The 16,946-nt window shown below is 73.5% G+C and carries 17 protein-coding genes; 14 read left to right on the forward strand and 3 right to left on the reverse strand.

What is annotated here, in order from left to right; translation table 11 throughout:
- Positions 1-94 precede the first annotated feature (94 nt).
- From K329_RS0122590 to K329_RS0122610, 5 genes are all read left to right on the forward strand, one after another.
- Positions 95-1,261 carry a mandelate racemase/muconate lactonizing enzyme family protein gene (locus K329_RS0122590; RefSeq protein WP_028474807.1) on the forward strand — a complete coding sequence of 389 codons (1,167 nt, stop codon included), beginning with the start codon at positions 95-97 and terminating at the stop codon, positions 1,259-1,261.
- Positions 1,262-1,325: 64 nt separating this feature from the next.
- Entirely contained in the window at positions 1,326-1,937 is a 612-nt protein-coding gene (locus K329_RS30020) for a TetR/AcrR family transcriptional regulator (protein WP_084541524.1), read from the forward strand.
- 11 nt (positions 1,938-1,948) lie between these two features.
- Positions 1,949-2,740, forward strand: coding sequence for an alpha/beta fold hydrolase (locus tag K329_RS0122600; RefSeq protein ID WP_169721628.1), 792 nt, complete (start codon positions 1,949-1,951; stop codon positions 2,738-2,740).
- Entirely contained in the window at positions 2,737-3,528 is a 792-nt protein-coding gene (locus K329_RS0122605) for an acyl-CoA thioesterase (RefSeq protein WP_084541526.1), read from the forward strand. The genes K329_RS0122600 and K329_RS0122605 overlap by 4 nt, the downstream gene beginning before the upstream one ends.
- Complete coding sequence (locus tag K329_RS0122610) at positions 3,525-4,952, forward strand: DHA2 family efflux MFS transporter permease subunit (protein ID WP_052337242.1); 1,428 nt, start codon at positions 3,525-3,527, stop codon at positions 4,950-4,952. Before K329_RS0122605 ends, K329_RS0122610 begins: the two co-directional genes overlap by 4 nt.
- Here K329_RS0122610 and K329_RS28960 read toward each other — a convergent pair.
- On the reverse strand, positions 4,915-6,195 hold the full coding sequence (locus K329_RS28960; RefSeq protein ID WP_052337243.1) for an FAD-dependent monooxygenase: 1,281 nt from the start codon (positions 6,193-6,195) through the stop codon (positions 4,915-4,917). The two genes, K329_RS0122610 and K329_RS28960, sit on opposite strands and share 38 nt — an antisense overlap.
- A 109-nt stretch (positions 6,196-6,304) precedes the next feature.
- Between K329_RS28960 and K329_RS28965 the strand changes: the two genes are divergently transcribed.
- Positions 6,305-6,793: a MarR family winged helix-turn-helix transcriptional regulator gene (locus tag K329_RS28965; protein WP_052337244.1), complete on the forward strand. Its 489-nt coding sequence runs from the start codon at positions 6,305-6,307 to the stop codon at positions 6,791-6,793.
- A 24-nt stretch (positions 6,794-6,817) separates the two neighbouring features.
- On the opposite strand, the gene acnA is transcribed toward K329_RS28965, so the two are convergent.
- The gene (acnA, locus tag K329_RS0122625; protein WP_043644439.1) at positions 6,818-9,544 is read right to left on the reverse strand and encodes an aconitate hydratase AcnA; all 2,727 of its coding nucleotides are present in this window, start codon (positions 9,542-9,544) and stop codon (positions 6,818-6,820) included.
- A 67-nt stretch (positions 9,545-9,611) separates the two neighbouring features.
- Between acnA and K329_RS0122630 the strand changes: the two genes are divergently transcribed.
- The 8 genes from K329_RS0122630 to K329_RS30025 all read left to right on the forward strand — a co-directional run bounded on the left by K329_RS0122630 (position 9,612) and on the right by K329_RS30025 (position 16,052).
- Positions 9,612-10,277, forward strand: a complete 666-nt coding sequence (locus tag K329_RS0122630; RefSeq protein ID WP_028474812.1) for a GntR family transcriptional regulator — start codon at positions 9,612-9,614, stop codon at positions 10,275-10,277.
- A gap of 101 nt (positions 10,278-10,378) precedes the next feature.
- Complete coding sequence (locus K329_RS0122635; protein ID WP_211225934.1) at positions 10,379-11,410, forward strand: Bug family tripartite tricarboxylate transporter substrate binding protein; 1,032 nt, start codon at positions 10,379-10,381, stop codon at positions 11,408-11,410.
- A 46-nt stretch (positions 11,411-11,456) separates the two neighbouring features.
- Positions 11,457-11,837 carry a universal stress protein gene (locus K329_RS0122640; protein WP_028474814.1) on the forward strand — a complete coding sequence of 127 codons (381 nt, stop codon included), beginning with the start codon at positions 11,457-11,459 and terminating at the stop codon, positions 11,835-11,837.
- Entirely contained in the window at positions 11,834-12,388 is a 555-nt protein-coding gene (locus K329_RS28970; RefSeq protein WP_043644442.1) for a tripartite tricarboxylate transporter TctB family protein, read from the forward strand. Before K329_RS0122640 ends, K329_RS28970 begins: the two co-directional genes overlap by 4 nt.
- On the forward strand, positions 12,388-13,893 hold the full coding sequence (locus tag K329_RS0122650; protein WP_028474815.1) for a tripartite tricarboxylate transporter permease: 1,506 nt from the start codon (positions 12,388-12,390) through the stop codon (positions 13,891-13,893). The genes K329_RS28970 and K329_RS0122650 overlap by 1 nt, the downstream gene beginning before the upstream one ends.
- Positions 13,890-14,630 carry a transporter substrate-binding domain-containing protein gene (locus K329_RS0122655; protein ID WP_245596662.1) on the forward strand — a complete coding sequence of 247 codons (741 nt, stop codon included), beginning with the start codon at positions 13,890-13,892 and terminating at the stop codon, positions 14,628-14,630. Before K329_RS0122650 ends, K329_RS0122655 begins: the two co-directional genes overlap by 4 nt.
- A 44-nt stretch (positions 14,631-14,674) precedes the next feature.
- Positions 14,675-15,394, forward strand: a complete 720-nt coding sequence (gene trhA, locus K329_RS0122660) for a PAQR family membrane homeostasis protein TrhA (protein WP_028474817.1) — start codon at positions 14,675-14,677, stop codon at positions 15,392-15,394.
- Between the two features lie 118 nt (positions 15,395-15,512).
- Positions 15,513-16,052, forward strand: coding sequence for a DUF4333 domain-containing protein (locus K329_RS30025; protein ID WP_052337245.1), 540 nt, complete (start codon positions 15,513-15,515; stop codon positions 16,050-16,052).
- 32 nt (positions 16,053-16,084) lie between these two features.
- Here K329_RS30025 and K329_RS0122670 read toward each other — a convergent pair whose 3' ends face one another.
- Positions 16,085-16,915 carry a DUF1295 domain-containing protein gene (locus tag K329_RS0122670; RefSeq protein ID WP_028474819.1) on the reverse strand — a complete coding sequence of 277 codons (831 nt, stop codon included), beginning with the start codon at positions 16,913-16,915 and terminating at the stop codon, positions 16,085-16,087.
- Between the last annotated feature and the right edge of the window lie 31 nt (positions 16,916-16,946).

The raw sequence follows: 16,946 nt of genomic DNA on the forward strand, positions 1-16,946 counted from the left end.
TCTCACAACTTATAAGACCCCCTTGTGGATGAGGTCCCGGACACGTACGTTCGGCTGCGTTCACAACTTATAAGTTACAAGAGAGGCCGCAGTCATGGAGATCGTCTCCGCCCACGAGGGCGTCATCCCGATCAGCTCGTCGATGAGCAACGCCTTCATCGACTTCTCCACGATGGACTGCTCGGTCCTCGCCCTGGTCAGCGACGTGGTCGTCGATGGCGAACCCGTCGTGGGCTACGGCTTCAACTCCAACGGCCGCTACTCCGCCGGCGACATCCTGCGCCGGCGGATCCTGCCGCGGCTCATGGACGCCCCGGCCGACAGCCTCCTGGCCGAGGACGGCCAGATCTCCCCGGCGCTGGCGTGGGACGCGATGATGCGCAACGAGAAGCCCGGCGGCCACGGCGAGCGATCGGTCGCGGTCGGCGTGGTCGACATGGCTCTGCACGACCTGGTCGCCAAGGTCGCCGGCGTGCCGCTCTACCGCTGGATCTCCGACGAGTACGGCGACGGTGACCCCGACGACTCGGTCTTCGTCTACGCCGCCGGGGGCTACTACGCGCCCGGGAAGTCCCGCAGCGACCTGCAGGACGAGATGAAGGGCTTCCTCGACGCCGGCTACGACGTGGTGAAGATGAAGATCGGCGGCGCCGACCTCGCCGAGGACCTGCGCCGCATCGAGGCGGTCATCGAGGTCCTCGACGGCGACGGCTCCCGCCTGGCCGTCGACGTCAACGGCCGGTTCGACCTGCAGACCGCCCTCGAGTACGGCCGCGCGCTCGACCCCTACGGCCTGTTCTGGTACGAGGAGGTCGGCGACCCGCTCGACTACGGCCTCAACGCGACCCTCGCGGAGCACTACCGCAACCCGATCGCGACCGGCGAGAACCTGTTCTCCCTGCAGGACGCGCGCAACCTCATCCGGTACGGCGGCATGCGCGCCGACCGCGACTACCTGCAGTTCGATCCCGCACTGAGCTACGGCCTCACGGAGTACCGCCGCATCCAGGACATGCTCGCCCAGCACGGCTGGTCCTCGCGTCGGTGCATCCCGCACGGGGGGCACCAGTTCTCGCTCCACATCGCCGCCGCCCTCAAGCTCGGCGGCAACGAGTCCTACCCCGGCGAGTTCCAGCCCACCGGCGGGTTCGCCGACGACGCCGTGGTGGAGAACAGCCGGGTGCGGCTCGACGACCGGCCCGGCATCGGGTTCGAGGGCAAGGCCGACTTCCACACGGTCCTGCGCGACCTGCACGCGTGAGCATCGCCGGCCTCGCGTCTCGAAGGCCGGGACAGGGAGCGCGCACCAGTGCTATAACACCGTTATGACACTGTCATCCATCGAGCACGCCGACGATCCCCGCCGTCGCGCGGTGCTCGAGGTCGCGGCGCGGCTGCTGTCGGAGGAGGGGCCGGCGGGGCTGACGCTGCGGCGGGTGGGCGCCGAGGCCGGGGGGTCGACGCAGCTCGTCTACACGTTGTTCGGTGGCAAGCCCGGTCTGGCCGCGGCCCTGTACGTCGAGGGGTTCGGCCGGCTCGCGGCGGCGATGGACGCCGGTCTGGCGGCGGGGCCGCCCGTGGGCGATCCCGAGCGGCTCGTCGCGGTGGGGCGCGCGTACTGCGACTTCGCGGTGGCGGAGCCGTCGTTCTTCTCGGTGATGTTCGCCGGCGACGTCGCCGGGCACGTGCCCGACGCGGCGACCCGCGCCCGGTGCCGGGCGAGCACGCTCGGGCGGGTCGTGGCGACCGTGGAGGAGTGCGTGGCCGCCGGGACACTCGTGAGCGACGACGCCGAGGCCCTGGCGCACTGCTGCTGGGCCAGCGCCCACGGACTGGCCGGGCTGCTGGTCGCCGACCTGTTCCCCGACGACCCGGCACTCGTCGACACGGGTCTTCGTGCCGTGGTCACGGCCCACCGGCCGGACGTCGTCCGGTGACGGTGCTCGTCGTGCCCGGAGCCTTCACGGCGCCCGGCGCGTTCGACGCTCTCGCGACGACCCTCACCGACGGCCTCGGTCCGGCGGTCGGGCCCGTCCACGTCGTCACGCTCCCGGCCCGGGCCGCCCGGCTCCCGCAGCTCCACCGTGGAGGCCTGCGGGCGGCCGACCGGTTGCTGGACGAGCAGCTGGAGCGCGCCGCGACCGACGGTGGCCCGGTGGTCCTCGCCGGACACTCCCTCGGTGGGCTGCTGAGCCTGCGGGCCGCGCGGAGGGGTCACGTCGACGCCCTGGTGCTGCTCATGCCGGTGCCCCCGGGCGGGCTCGTGCGCGACCTCCTCGCGATGGCCCGCCACGACCCGCTCAGCGCCGCGACGTTCGCGGCGCTGGCCGTGACGACCTGGCCGGTCCGGACGCTGCCCCTGCGCCCGCCGCGGGGCCTCTTCACCGACGGCGCGTCGCCCGAGGTGCGCGACCGCTCCCGGGCCTGGCGTGTCGACGAGTCGTGGCTCGTGCTGGCACAGCTCGCTCTCGGCTCCCGCGAGCCGGTGGCGCCTCTCGCCGTACCCACCCTGGTGGTGGCCGGTCGCGACGACACGCTGGTGCCGGCCGCGTCCGTCCGGCGCCTGGCCGGTGAGCTGCGCGCCGACCTGCGCGAGCTGCCGGTGGCCCACAACTTCAACGAGGAGCCCGCCGGTGACGTCGTCGGCGCCGAGGTCGTCACCTGGCTCGCCGCGCGCGGCATCGGCGCGGACCACCCGACGCACCACCCGATGGACCACCCGAGGACGAGGACGCCATGACGACGAGCGACGACACCACGACGGGCTCGCGCTCGCTGGCGCAGGCCCTCACCCTGGAGGACGGCCGGGCGACGCTCGACCGCAGCTGGTTCTCCTGGTCCGGGCCCCAGGGCGGGCTGGTCTGCGCGCTGTGCCTGCGCGCGGCGGAGCCGCTGCTCGGCGAGGGTCGGGTGGCCCGCTCGCTCACCGTGCTCCTGCTGGAACGGGCGCCGGAGGGGAGCCTCGGGTTCGTCGCGGAGCCGCTGCGCGTCGGCGGGAGCTCGGCGGTCGTCGCCGTCGAGGCGGAGGGCGTCGCCCGGGCGACGCTCGTGGGCGGCAGCTCCCGCGGGGTCTCGACCCTCTCCGCCGTACCCGCGCCGGACGTGCCCGGCCCGGACGAGTGCCCCGACCTGCCGCTCCCCGTGGACTTCGTGCCGTTCAGCCAGCACCTGCGGTTCCGCGCGGCCACCGACGTACGACCGCTCGCGGGCGACACCCGGGCCGAGCTGGTGGTGTGGGCGCGGTTCGTGGTCGACACCCCGCTCGACGCCGCGGCCCTGACGGTCCTGGTCGACGCGCTGCCGCCGGCGCTGTACGGCGCGACGGCCCTGCCCGTGGCGGTGCCGACCGTGGAGCTGACGGTCTCGTTCACCGAGGCGCCGGAGGCGGAGGGCTGGGTGCTGCTGCGCATCGTCACGCGCGAGGCGGCCGGAGGGTGGTGCGTCGACGACAGCGAGGTGTGGGACCGCGACGGCCGCCTGCTCGCGCAGGCCCGCCAGACCCGGCGCGTGCTGGGGGAGTGGCAGTGAGCGACGCCCGCGGCGCCGACGCTGTGGACGCCACCCCGGCCGAGGCCTCCGCCGAGGTGCCGGCGCGCGCCTGGAAGGTGCTCGCCATCTCGGCGGCCGGGGTCTTCGTGGTCTTCCTCGACGCCACCGTCGTCAACATCGCCTTCCCGGCGCTGTCGGCGGACTTCCCCGACGTCACGCGCGCCGGGCTCTCGTGGGTGCTCAACGCGTACGCCGTCGTGTTCGGCGCCCTGCTCGTCACCGCGGGCCGGCTGGCGGACGACCGCGGCCGGAAGAAGGTCTTCCTCGCCGGGCTCATGGTTTTCGCCGTCGGGTCGGCGCTGTGCGGCGTCGCGCCGTCGGTGGAGCTGCTGGTCGCTGCGCGGGCGCTGCAGGCCGTCGGTGCAGCACTGCTCGTGCCCGCGTCGCTGGCCCTGCTGCTGCCGGAGTTCCCCGCCGCGCGGCGGGCGGGGGCCGTCGGCCTGTGGGGTGCGGCCGGGGGCGCCGCAGCGGCCGCCGGTCCGACGCTGGGTGCCCTGCTCGTCGAGGGTCCGGGCTGGCGCTGGGTGTTCCTGATCAACGTGCCCTTCTGCGTGCTGGCGGTCGTCGCCGGGCGTCGGGTGCTGCGCGAGTCCACCGGCACCCCGACCGTGGGCCGCCAGGACCTGCTCGGGGTCGTGATGGTCACGGCCGTCTTCGGACTGCTGTCGCTGGGTCTCGTGCAGGGCGAGAGCTGGGGCTGGACGTCGTGGCGCGTGGTCGGCTCGTTCGTGGTGGCGGCGCTGCTGGTGCCGGTGCTCGTGCTCCGAGCGCTGCGCCACCCGAGCCCGGTGCTGCCGGTGCGCCTGTTCGTCGTCCGCACCTTCTCGGTCGCGACGGCGGCACTGCTGCTGTTCAGCGCCGCGTTCTTCGCGGTGATCCTGTGCAACGTGCTGTTCCTGACCGGGGTGTGGGAGTACTCCGTGCTGCGCACCGCCGTCGCCGTGCTCCCGAGCCCGCTGCTGGCGGCGCTGCTGTCCCCGGTCACGGGTCGGCTCGCCGACCGGCTCGGCTTCCGGGTGCTCGTGGTGCCGGGGGCGCTGGCCATGGCGGCCGGTGCGGCGTGGCTGGCGCTGCGCACGGGGAGCGAGGCGTCGTACTGGACCGACTTCCTGCCCGGCACCGTGCTCATCGGTCTCGCGATCGCCTTCGCGCTGCCGACCCTCGGTGCGGCCGGGGCGGCCTCGCTCCTGCCGCACCAGTTCGGGGCCGGCAGCGCCGTGGGCGCCACCGCGCGGCAGCTGGGTGCGGTCGTCGGGGTCGCCGTCCTCGTCGCCGTGCTCGGCGAGCCCGCACCGGCCGACGCGCTCGACGCCTTCCACCGCTCCTGGCTGGTCGTCGCGGCCACCGCGACGGCCTGCGCCGTGCTCAGCCTCGGGCTGGCCGGGCGGCGGCGCGCGCACTGACGCCGGCGTCGGGGGCGGCGCGCAGGAGGGGGTAGTCCGGCAGCTCGGGCACGTCCTTCTCGTTGGTCAGCAGGTGGCTCTGGAAGAAGCCGCGCACCGGCCGGCTGGCGGCGACGCGGTACATCGTGTGGATCGCGCGGACGCCGAGGCGCGAGGACGGGTGCAGCATCCGGGCGCCGTTGCGCGGCATGCCCTGCGCGCTGTCGGCGTACCCCCGCAGGAGCCGCTCGTAGCGGGCGAACGCCCGCTGCGGGGTGTCGCCCGCGTCGGTGAGGGTCCGGGCCAGCTCGCCGGCGAGCACGTGCGCGCCGACGAGGGCCAGCGTCGTGCCCATCCCGGTCGGTCCCGACCCCCAGGCCGCGTCGCCGAGGAGCGCGACCCGCCCCTTGCTCCACGTCGAGACGACCACCTGCTCCATGCGCTGCGCGTAGAGCTCGTCGGGCCGCGCCGCGAAGCCGTCGAGGATGCGCTCGCTCTGCCAGCCGGCGCCGCGGAACCGCTCGCGGAGCACCGTCAGCTGGGCGTCGACCGGCAGGCGCTCGAAGCCCATCGGCTCGCTCTCGAAGGAGAGGCTGGCGCGGATCGAGCCCACGTTGTCGGGCCGGATGGAGGCCACGCGTCCGCGGTGGGCGGTGAACCAGTCCCAGAAGTCGGTGTCGTCGGGGAGCCGGTCGAGGGTCCCGTACGCGATGGTCACGCCGTGGTCGCGGTACTCCGTCTCCTCGGCGAACACCAGGCGCCGGGTCCGCGACGACCGGCCCTCGGCGACGAGCAGGAGGTCGTAGCGCTCGCTGGCGCCGCTCGCCAGTCGTACGTCGACACCGGTGGCGTCCTGCGCGACGCCGACGACGTGGTCGCCGTACCGCAGCTCGACCCCGTCGGGGACGGCGTCGACCATGATCTGGGCGAGCACGCCCCGGAGGATCTCGACCTCGGCGGTCGGGCCGTCCTGCCCCTCCTCGCCGGGGAACTCGGCCACGGGCCGGCCGTCGGCGTCCACGAACCGCGTGCCGATCTCGCCCGTGAGCTGCTCGAGGATGGTCGCCTCCAGGCCCATGCGGCGCACGACGTCCCTCCCGATCCCACGGATGTCGACGTTCTGGCCCGTCTCGCGCTGCTCGGGGGAGCGCTCGAGGAGGGTGACGTCGAAGCCGGCGCGGTGCAGCCCCCACGCGAGGGCGGGGCCTGCGACGCTGGCGCCGGTCACGAGCACGCGGGGCGTCGTCGGGGGAGCGGATGTCATGGTGTCTCCTCGAGATGGTGGGAGCGGGCGGTGGCGCCGGCGACAGATACGTAGACAAACTAGCGACCTGGCGCAAATCTGTGCCGGGATGACACGAGGAGACGACGCGATGGCGGACGAGCCGGGCTACGACCACCTCGTCCCGGTGACGGTGGCCGTGCGCGACCTGATCGGGGAGTCGCGGGAGCTGGCCGGCCGGATGGCGCAGGTCATGGGCATGAACCCGAACGACATGGCGGCCATCGGGGCCCTCGTCGTCGACGGGCCGACGGGCGTCGCGGGACTCGCCGAGCGGCTGGGCATCAGGTCGTCGTCGGCGACGGTGATGGTCGACCGTCTCGAGCGGGCGGGCCACGTCGTGCGCACCCGCGACCCCGTCGACCGCCGCCGTGTCGCCGTGGCCGAGACCGCTGAGGCGCGGCGCGCGGCGTACGACGCCTGGTCGCCCGTCATCGACGGCATCGACGAGGTGTCGCGGTCGCTGGGGCCGGAGGAGGCGCGCGTGGTCGCCGACTTCCTGGAGCGGGTCACGGCGGTGGCGCGGGCCGCCGGTCGTCCTGCGGACGACGGCGCCGCACGGAGCGACGCCGACGCCTGACGGTGATCGTCGAGCCCGCCGCGCTCACGCCTCCCGAGCAGGGGCCACGAGCCGCTCGAGCGTCGACCGGAGGACGTACGGCAGGACGCCGCCGTAGCGGTGGTAGAGCTGCTCGCGCGGCGTGTCGAGCCGCGTCGTGACGGTGAAGGTCGTGACCGCACCGCCGACCGGGTGGGTCGCGGTGACGGTGAGCGTCGGGGGCGCCGACGCGCGGCCGGCCAGCCCCTCCACGGCGAGCACCTCGGACCCGTCGAGCCCCAGCGAGGCTGCCGAGTCGCCGTCGGCGAACTGCAGCGGCAGGACGCCCATGCCGACGAGGTTGGACCGGTGGATGCGCTCGTAGGACTCGGCGATGACGACCCGGACCCCCAGGAGGGCGGTGACCTTCGCGGCCCAGTCGCGCGACGAGCCCGTGCCGTACTCCCGGCCGCCGAGGACGACGAGCGGCACCCCCGCGGCGGCGTACCGGTCCGCGACGGTGTCGACCTCGTCGACGGGGTACGGGTGGGGAGCGGTGAGGTCGGCGGTGAGACCTCCCGGACCGCCGTCGGCGAGCCGGTTGTGCAGGCGTGGGTTGGTGAACCCGCCGCGCCTCATCACCTGCCAGTTGCCGCGCCGCGACGCATAGCTGTTGAGCTCGGAGGTCGTGACGCCCTGCGACCGGAGGTAGCGGCCCGCCGGGCTCGCCGGGGGGACACGTCCCGCGGGGCAGATGTGGTCGGTGGTCACGGAGTCGCCGACGTACTGCAGGACCCTGGCCCCCGCGACGTCCGCCAGCAGCGGCGGCTCGGTGCGACCGGCGCGGTGGGCCGCTGCGGCAGCGTCGAGGAACGGAGGGCGCTGGAGGTAGGTCGACGCCGGGTCCCAGTCGAAGCGCGGGCCCCGGGGGGCGTCGAGGGCGCGCCAGTTCTCGTCGCCGTCGAAGATCGTCGCGTACACCTCGTCGTACGTGCCCGGCTCGATCGAGCTGGCCGCCACCGCCTCGATCTCGGCCTCGGTCGGCCAGATGTCGCGGAGGTGCACCGGGGTGCCCTCCGGGTCGTGGCCGAGGGGGTCGCGGGTGAGGTCGACGTGCATCGAGCCGGCGATCGCGTACGCGACGACCAGGGGCGGGGAGGCCAGGAAGTTCATCGCCACGTCGTTGTTGATGCGGCCGTCGAAGTTGCGGTTGCCGGAGAGCACCGAGGCCACGAGCGTCCCGTTCGCGACCTCGCCGGCCATGTCGGGCAGGAGGGCGCCGGAGTTGCCGATGCACGTCATGCAGCCGTAGCCGACGAGGTGGAACCCGAGCTCCTCGAGCGCGGGCGAGAGGCCGGCGCGCTCGAGGTAGTCGGTCACGACCCGGGAACCGGGCGCGAGGCTGGTCTTGACCCAGGGCTTGCTCCGCAGCCCCCGCTCGACGGCGCGCCGCGCGAGCAGCCCGGCGGCGATCATGACCGCCGGGTTGGAGGTGTTGGTGCACGAGGTGATCGAGGCGATGGCCACGGCGCCGTCGGTGGCGCCGTCGGTGGGGCCGTCGGTGGGGCCGTCGGTGGGGCCGTCGGTGGGGCCGTCGGTGGGGCCGACGGTCGCGGGCGCCGGCCGCTCGGCACGCAGCTCCGTGACCGCGGCCGCCACGGCGCGGGGCGCGTCCGCGAGCTCGACCCGGTCCTGCGGCCGCCGCGGCCCGGCCAGGCTGGGGGTGATCTGGGCGAGGTCGACGGTGAGGGTGGACCCGAAGCGGGGCACCGCGGTCGGGTCGTGCCACAGGCCCTGGTGGCGGGCGTACGCCTCGACCAGGTCCACGTGCCCGCTGCTGCGTCCGGTGAGCCGGAGGAACTCGCAGGTGGCGGCGTCGATCGGGAACATGGCGGCGGTGGAGCCGAACTCCGGGCTCATGTTCGCGATCGTGCAGCGCGTGGCCACGCTGACGTCGGCGACACCGGGGCCGAAGAACTCGACGAACGCACCGACCACCCCGACCGCGCGCAGGCGCTCGGTGAGCGTGAGGACGAGGTCGGTGGCGGTCACCCCGGGCCGCAGCCGACCGACGAGCTCGACGCCGACGACCGGGGGGATGAGCATCGCGATCGGCTGGCCGAGCATGGCTGCCTCGGCCTCGATCCCGCCGACCCCCCACGCCAGCACCGAGAGCCCGTTGACCATCGTGGTGTGCGAGTCGGTCCCGGCCACCGTGTCGGGATAGGCCTCGCCGTCGCGACGGGTGACCACCTGGGCGAGGTGCTCGACGTTGATCTGGTGCATGATCCCGGCCCCCGGGGGCACGACCTGGAGGCCGGCGAAGGCCTGCTGGCCCCACTTCAGGAAGCGGTAGCGCTCGGCGTTGCGCTCGTACTCGCGCTCGACGTTGCGCTGCGGGGCGTCGCGTCGACCGGAGAAGTCGGTCACGACCGAGTGGTCGACCGTCAGCTCGGCGGGCACCACGGTGTCGAGCAGGGCCGGGTCGGCGCCGGCCTCCGCGACGGCGTCCCGCATCGCGGCGAGGTCGGTGAGGACCGGGACGCCGTTGGTGTCGTGGAGGAAGACCCGCGAGGGGTGGAACGCGACGTCGTGCGGTCGCGGGTCGCCCGAGACCAGCGCGGCGATGTCGTCGGCCGTGACGACGTCACCGTCCTCGTGGCGCAGCAGGTTCTCGAGCAGCACCTTGTGGGCGAAGGGCAGCGTCGATGCGCCCTCGACCGCCTGGAGGCTGCGGATGCGCACCTCGCCGTCGGTCGTCATCAGTACACGGCTGCTGCCGAAGCTGTCCACGGGACCTCCTTGATTGCCTATAGGCTACAGGATGTTGGAGGAGGGCGGGGCTGGCTACGATCCGGTCGTGCCGACCATCGAGCCGTCGTACCAGTCCAAGAGCGACTACGCCTACGCGGTCATCCGCCGACGCATCCTGGCGGAGGAGCTCCTGCCCGGCGCCGTCGTCCACCAGGAGCGGATCGCCGCCGAGCTCGGCCTCAGCACGACGCCGCTGCGTGAGGCGCTGAAGCGTCTGGCGACGGAGGGTCTCGTGCTGCTCGGGACCCACCGCGACGCCCGTGTTACGGAGCTCTCGGCCGGCGAGGCACGCAGTCTCTACGAGGTCCGCCTCACCCTCGATCCCCTGGCGGCCCGGCTGGCCGCGGAGCGCCGTACCGACGGGGACGTCGACGCCGTCCGGGCGACGCTGGCCGAGCTGACGCCCCTCACGGGCCACGCGGACCTCGAGCACCTCGTGGCCCACCGGGCGTTCCACCGCGCGATCTACGCGGCGTCCCACAACGCGCCGCTGGTGGGCGTGCTCGAGGGGCTGTGGGACAAGGCGGACCGCTACCGCCAGGTCGGTCTGCGCACGGTCCCGGACTCCCGGGAGGACGTCGAGCGCGTCCGTGACGAGCACGCCCGGCTCGCCGAGGCGGTCGTGTCCGGCGACCCGGAGCGCGCGGAGCAGGTCATGCACGACCACGTCGCGCACAGCCTCGGTCGCCGCGCCATCGACGCCCTCTCGTAGGAGCGCCGCTCCGCCGACGCGGCCCAGCGCCGCTTGACACCGCTCGTGACGTGACTCACCCTCGTTGCCTATAGGCTACATCCACGAGGCGAGGTCGGTCGGTGTCGAGTTCCGAAGCAAGCTCTGAAGCAACGAGTCCGGGGGCGGGGTCCGGGCTGGCGCGCACGGCCAAGGCCGTCGCGGGCGTCCTCGCCCTGGTCCTGGTGGCCGCGGGGGTGTGGGACGCGGCGTCGGGCAGCAGCGGTGCGACCGCGCGCTCCCAGCTCACGCTGATCGCCCCCGCCTCGGCGGGCGGCGGGTGGGACGGGGCGGCCCGCGAGATCCAGCAGGTGCTGCGCGCGGAGGGGATCGTCAACAACAGCCAGGTCCTCAACATCCCGGGCGCCGGCGGCACCATCGGTCTCAACGAGGTCGCGCAGATGGACGGGGAGTCCCAGACCCTGATGATGATGGGCATCACGATGCTCGGCGCCATCCGTGTGAACAGCTCTCCTCGCACGATCGAGGAGGTCACGCCGATCGCACGGATCACCGACGACTACGACGTCCTGGTGGTGCCGGCCGACTCCCCGTTCGACTCCGTCGACGAGCTCGTCGCCGAGTGGGCCCAGGACCCGAACCAGTTCGCGTTCGGCGGCGGCTCCCTCGGCAGCGTCGACCAGATGATCATCACCCAGCTCGCGCAGGCGTCCGGGATCGATCCGGTCGACGTCAACTACATCGCCTACTCCGGCGGCGGCGAGCTCGCGACCTCCCTGCTGTCGGGCACCATCAAGGCCTCGGTCAGCGGGTGGGCGGACTTCTCCGACCAGGTCGAGGCGGGCCGGCTCAAGGCGCTGGCCGTCTCGGCCGACGCGCCCGTGGACTTCATCGACGTGCCGACGTTGAAGGACCTCGGCTACGACGTCACCCTCACGAACTGGCGCGGCATCGTCGCTCCGCCCGGCATCGACGAGGCCCAACGACGCGAGCTCGAGGACATCGTCACCGAGATGGTCGAGTCGCCGGAGTGGGCCGACGCCCTCGAGCGCAACCAGTGGACCGACACGTTCCTCATCGGCGAGGAGTTCCGCGATGACCTCGCGCAGCAGACCGCCGAGGTCAACCAGATCTGGACCGAGCTCGGCTACTGAGCCGCTCGTCCCCGTCCGTCGTCACCCTCCGAAGGAGTCCCCTGCCATGACGCTCATGGTCGCCTACAGTCATTCGCCCGAAGGCACGACCGCGCTGGAGCACGGCCGTGACCTGGCCGCCCGTCTCCAGCTCGCGGTCACCGTCTTCGACCTCGACCGCCAGTCGCACGCCACCGACCGCCACGTCGACCCGGTCGACGACACCGCGCCCGCGGGGGAGCGGTGGCTCGCTCCGGCGAGCACGGCTCCCGTCCCCGCTGACGACCTCCTCGACAGCGCGCTCGAGCTCGACGCCGCCATGATCGTGGTCGGCGTCCGCCGCCGGTCACCCGTCGGCAAGCTGATCATGGGGTCGCTGGCCCAACGCATCATCCTGGGTGCCGCCGCACCCGTCGTCGCGGTCAAGGCCCCGGCAGGTGCCGCGTGAGCGCGCCGCGGTCGGCGACGCCGACCACGACCGAGACCCGCGTGCGGTACGGCGCCGGCACCGGGCGGAGCGGCCTGGTGCTGGCCCTGCTCACCCTCGCGCTCGGCGTCTACCTGACCGTCGGCATCGTCACCATGACGGTCCCCGAGGGCGCCGAGGCACCCGGACCCACGTTCTTCCCCGCCATCGTCGCCGCGGCCTGCTACGTGCTCGCGGCCCTCCTCGTCGTGCACTACGTGCGCACCCCGGAGGAGCCCGAGGACGCCGCCGGGATGGAGCCGGTCGAGGGTGAGGATCACGCGACCTTCACCGACTGGCGCACGCTCGGCCTGACGATGCTCGCGTTCCTCCTCTTCGCGCTGCTGCTGAATCCGCTCGGGTGGATCCTCGCCGCGGCGCTCATGTTCTGGATCATCGCCTCGGCGATGGGGTCGGGCACGCCCGTCAAGGACGTCGCCGTCTCCCTGGTGCTGTCGTGCACCGTCCAGGTCGTGTTCTCCGCGGGCCTCGGTCTCCACCTGCCCGCAGGCATCCTGGACGGGGTCCTCTGATGGAGTCGGTCGACCTGCTGCTCGGCGGTCTCGAGCAGGCGTTCACGCCGATGAACCTGCTGTGGGTGGTCGTCGGGGCCCTCCTCGGGACGGCCGTCGGCGTGCTGCCCGGCCTGGGCTCGTCGATGGCCGTGGCGCTGCTGCTGCCGGTGACCTTCACGCTCGACCCGACGTCGGCCTTCATCATGTTCGCGGGCGTCTACTTCGGCGGGCTCTTCGGCGACTCGACGATGGCCATCCTGGTCAACACGCCCGGCGGCTCGACCGCCATCGCCTCGACCTTCGAGGGCCACCGGATGACCCTGTCCGGGCGCGCGCCCCAGGCCCTCGCCACGGCCGCCATCGGTGCCTTCACCGGCGGCATCATCTCCGTCGTCATCGTGGTGCTGTTCGCTCCGAAGCTCGCCGACCTCGCCATCAACTTCGGCCCGCCGGAGTACCTGGCGCTCTCGGTGCTCGCGTTCGTCGCGACCGCGACGGTCGTCAGCACGTCCTTCGCCAAGGGCCTCACCAGCCTCGCGTTCGGCCTGGGGTTCGCCGTCATCGGCATCGACGGCATCTCCGGGGCCCAGCGGTTCACCTTCGGCGTGCCGCAGCTGTTCGACGGCATCAGCATCATCGTGATCACCGTCGGGGTGCTCGCCCTGGGCGAGGTCTTCCACGTGGCCTCCCGCGTGCACCGCACCCGCCCGGCGCGGCTGCACGAGCTCGAGGGCCGGCCCTACCTCTCCAAGGCCGAGTTCCGGGAGGCCGCACCGGCCTGGGTCCGCGGTGCGAGCATCGGCGCGCCGTTCGGCGTCGTCCCGGTCGGCGGGGCCGAGATCCCCAGCTTCCTCGCCTACGGCAGCGAGCGCGCCCTCGACCGGCGCCGTCGCGACCCCCAGTTCGGCAAGGGCGCGATCCGTGGGCTCGCGGCCCCGGAGGCGGCCGGCAACGCCACCGCCGGCACCGCCATCGGGGCGCTCCTCGCCATGGGCCTGCCCACCTCGGCGACCGCGGCGATCATGCTGGCCGCGTTCCGGCAGTACGGGCTGCAGCCGGGACCGCTCCTCTTCGACCGCAGTGCCGACCTCGTGTGGACCCTGCTCGCGAGCCTGTTCATCGGGCTCGTCGTGCTGCTCGTGCTGAACCTGCCCTTCGCGCCGCTGTGGGCCAAGCTGGTCAAGATCCCGCGGCACTACCTCTACGCCGGCATCACGGTCTTCTGCGGCCTGGGGGTCTACGCCACGTCGGCCTCGGTCGTCGACCTGGTCCTCGTGCTGGGCATCGGGTTCGTCGGCTTCCTGCTGCGGCGCTTCGACTTTCCCCTGGCCCCGATCATGATCGGGGTGGTGCTCGGGCCCCTCGCCGAGACGAGCCTGCGCAACGCGCTGCTGTCCTCCGGAGGCGAGTACGGCGTGCTGGTCGACAGCGCGATCTCCCAGACCATCTACGGCGCCCTCCTGCTCATCGTCGGGTTCACCCTCTACCGACGTCTGCGGGCCGTCGCGGGGCGTGACGTGTGACGGCCCCGATCGCACCACCGGAGCGCGGTCCGGACCGGTCCGCAGCCCTGCGCGAGGCCCTCTGCCCCGGTGGGACGCTGCGCGCCGTGATCAACCTCGGCAACCCCGTGCTCGTCCAGGGCACCCCGGAGGCGCCGACCGGCGTCACCGTCGACATCGTCATCGAGCTCGCCCGGCGGCTCGGGGTGCCTCTGGAGCTCCGCCCGGTCGGGGCGGCGCGCGACTCCTACGCGGCCCTGGTCGATGGTCAGGTCGACCTGGGGTTCCTGGCGGTCGAGCCGGCCCGCGAGGAGGGCGTGCGGTTCACGAGGCCGTACGTGGGGATCGAGGGGGTCTACGCCGTACGCCCGGGCTCTCCCCTCGCGGGCCCCGCCGACGTCGACGTCGCCGGGACGACGATCGCCGTACGACGCGGTTCGGCCTACGACCTCTACCTGACCCGCACCGTCCGGAACGCCACGGTCGTGCGCGGTGACGAGGTGGTCGACGTGTTCGTCGACCAGCGCCTCGACGTCCTCTCGGGCGTGCGGCAGCCGACGGAGGAGCTCGCCGCGGCGCACGGCCTGCGGGTGCTGGAGCCGGCGTTCCAGGCCATCCGTCAGGCGGTCGCGGTCCCCCGCGCGCGGGGTGCCCGCACCGTCGAGCTGCTCGACGGGTTCGTCGCGGAGCTGAAGGACAGCGGCTTCGTCGCCGCCAGCCTCCGCCGGGCGGGCCAGGTGGCCTCGGTGCCGGACTAGGCCGCACCGGCACGCGGACGTCGGCCCGGGTCTAGGTTCACCCCATGACGGGAAGCGACGACCGGCGCGACGAGGTCGCGGAGCACCTGCGCCACGTGATCGAGGAGGTCAAGCCGAAGCTCCGGGGCTGGCTCCACCTCGGCGTGGTGCCCCTCACGCTCGCGGCCGGCGTCGTGCTCGTCGTGCTGGCTCCGACGACGCAGGCCAAGGTCGGTGCCGCGGTCTTCTCGCTCAGCGCGCTGCTGCTGTTCACGGTCTCGGCCGTCTACCACCGCGGCACGTGGCCGCCGCGCACCCGCGCGCTCCTGCAGCGCTTCGACCACGCGAACATCTTCGTGCTCATCGCCGGCTCCTACACCCCCTTCACGCTCCTGCTCCTGGACGGCTCGGCCCGCGTCACCCTGCTGACGGTGGTGTGGGTGGGAGCCCTGTTCGGCGTCGCGTCGAAGGTGCTCTGGGCGCAGGCGCCGCGCTGGCTCGACGCCCCGGTGTACGTCGCCCTGGGGTGGGTGTCGGTGATCTACCTGCCGGACCTCTCGTCGGGCGCCACGGAGGCGTACGGCACGGGGATCGGCGTCGCCGTCTTCGCGCTCATCGTGGTGGGCGGTGTGCTCTACACCGTGGGGGCCGTGGTCTACGGGCTCAAGCGGCCCAACCCGTCACCGGAGTGGTTCGGGTTCCACGAGGTGTTCCACGTCCTGACCGTCCTGGCCTTCGCGGCGCACTACGTCGGGGTGTCGCTGGCGACGTACGCGCTGCGCTGACCTGCGTGGGGCCGACGTCCCGGCGAGGAGGTCCGCCCGTGGTCGGGAGCGGTCCGAGGGTTGCCCCACCGGACGACGGGGCACGGTGCGGTCCCGTCCACCGACCGAGGAGCATCTCGTGAAGCGCACCGCCCTGACCGTCGCCGTCGTCGCCTGCGCCGCCTCGCTGAGCGCCTGCAGCTTCTCGTTCGGCGGCACCCTGTCGGCCGATGACGTCGAGGACGCCGTCGTCGAGGAGTTCGACCCGCTGGTGGGCGTCGACTCCCAGGAGGTGTCGTGCGACGACATCGACGCCGAGGAGGGCGCGACCGGCGCGTGCACGGTCACGTACGGCGAGGAGGAGTACGACGTCGACGTGGAGGTGACCGAGGTCGACGGGGCCGACTCGCGCTTCGAGATGACCCCGCCGGAGGCGATCCCCGGCTACGCGACCGCCGACTCGATCGCCGACCTCGTGAACGGTCGCCTCACCGAGCTGGTGGGCTACGCGCCCGACGACCTCACCTGCCCGTACGACGTGCCCGGCGTCGTCGGCGCCACGACCGTCTGCACGCTGACCGACGACGGGGTGGAGCTGGACGTGGACGTCGAGATCACGGCCGTCGAGGGCCAGACGTTCAGCCTCGACATCGAGGTCGCCGAGCAGCCGAACGACTGATCCTGTGCGCCCGGTCGGTCCCTCCCGCCCGGTCAGTCCCGGGCCGGGTGGAGCGGGAAGAAGAACGACACGCGTCGCTGGTAGTCGCGGTAGGCCGGGCGGTCGCCCATCCGGGCCTCGGTGCGCTTGGCGCCGGTGGCGTAGACGAGGAAGTACGACATCGCGGCCGGTGCCGGGAAGGTCCAGCCCGCGGGAGCCGAGGCGGCGGCCGCGAGCCACGCGCCGTCCCAGACGACGGAGTCGCCGAAGTAGTTCGGGTGGCGCGACCAGCCCCACAGCCCGGTGTCGAGCACCTCCAGCTCGTCGGGCACCTCGTCGTCGCCGCCCTGCGCGCGGGCCTCCTTCTTCTCCGCCATGAAGGCCGCCTTCTGCCGGTCGGCCAGCGCCTCGACGACGGCGCCCGCGACCATGACGGCCATGCCGGCCGGGAACAGCCAGCGTCGCGCCCCGCGGGGGAGCGGGCTCGCCGCCGCCACCTGGAGGGGCGCCGACACCAGCAGCTGCGCGACCGCCTGGGTGCCGAAGACCTTGGCCAGCGCGACGGGCGTCGAGTCGCCCTCGAGGAACTCGGTGTAGCGCTCGTCCTCCTCGTCGGTGCCGGTCAGCCGCGGCAGCATCAGCGTCTCGAGACGTGCCGCCCACGCGGTGGTGACGCCCGCCAGGGCCCAGCGTCGCCAGGGGTCGCCGGTGCCGACCGCGGCGCCGCCGATCGCCACCGCCGCGAGGCCGGGGCCCCAGACGCCGTCGGCGTAGTCCCGGCGTCCCGTGCGGACGGCGAGCGCCGCCGTGCCGGCCTGGAGCAGTGCCACGGCGGCGGCCGACACCCCGGTCACTCGGAGCAGGTTCGCGCGGTCGACAGCCATGTGGGGTCCTCCCGGAACGGTCGTCCGGGGT

Origin of the sequence: Nocardioides alkalitolerans DSM 16699 (assembly GCF_000426525.1) — a bacterium.
GTDB lineage: Bacteria > Actinomycetota > Actinomycetes > Propionibacteriales > Nocardioidaceae > Nocardioides > Nocardioides alkalitolerans.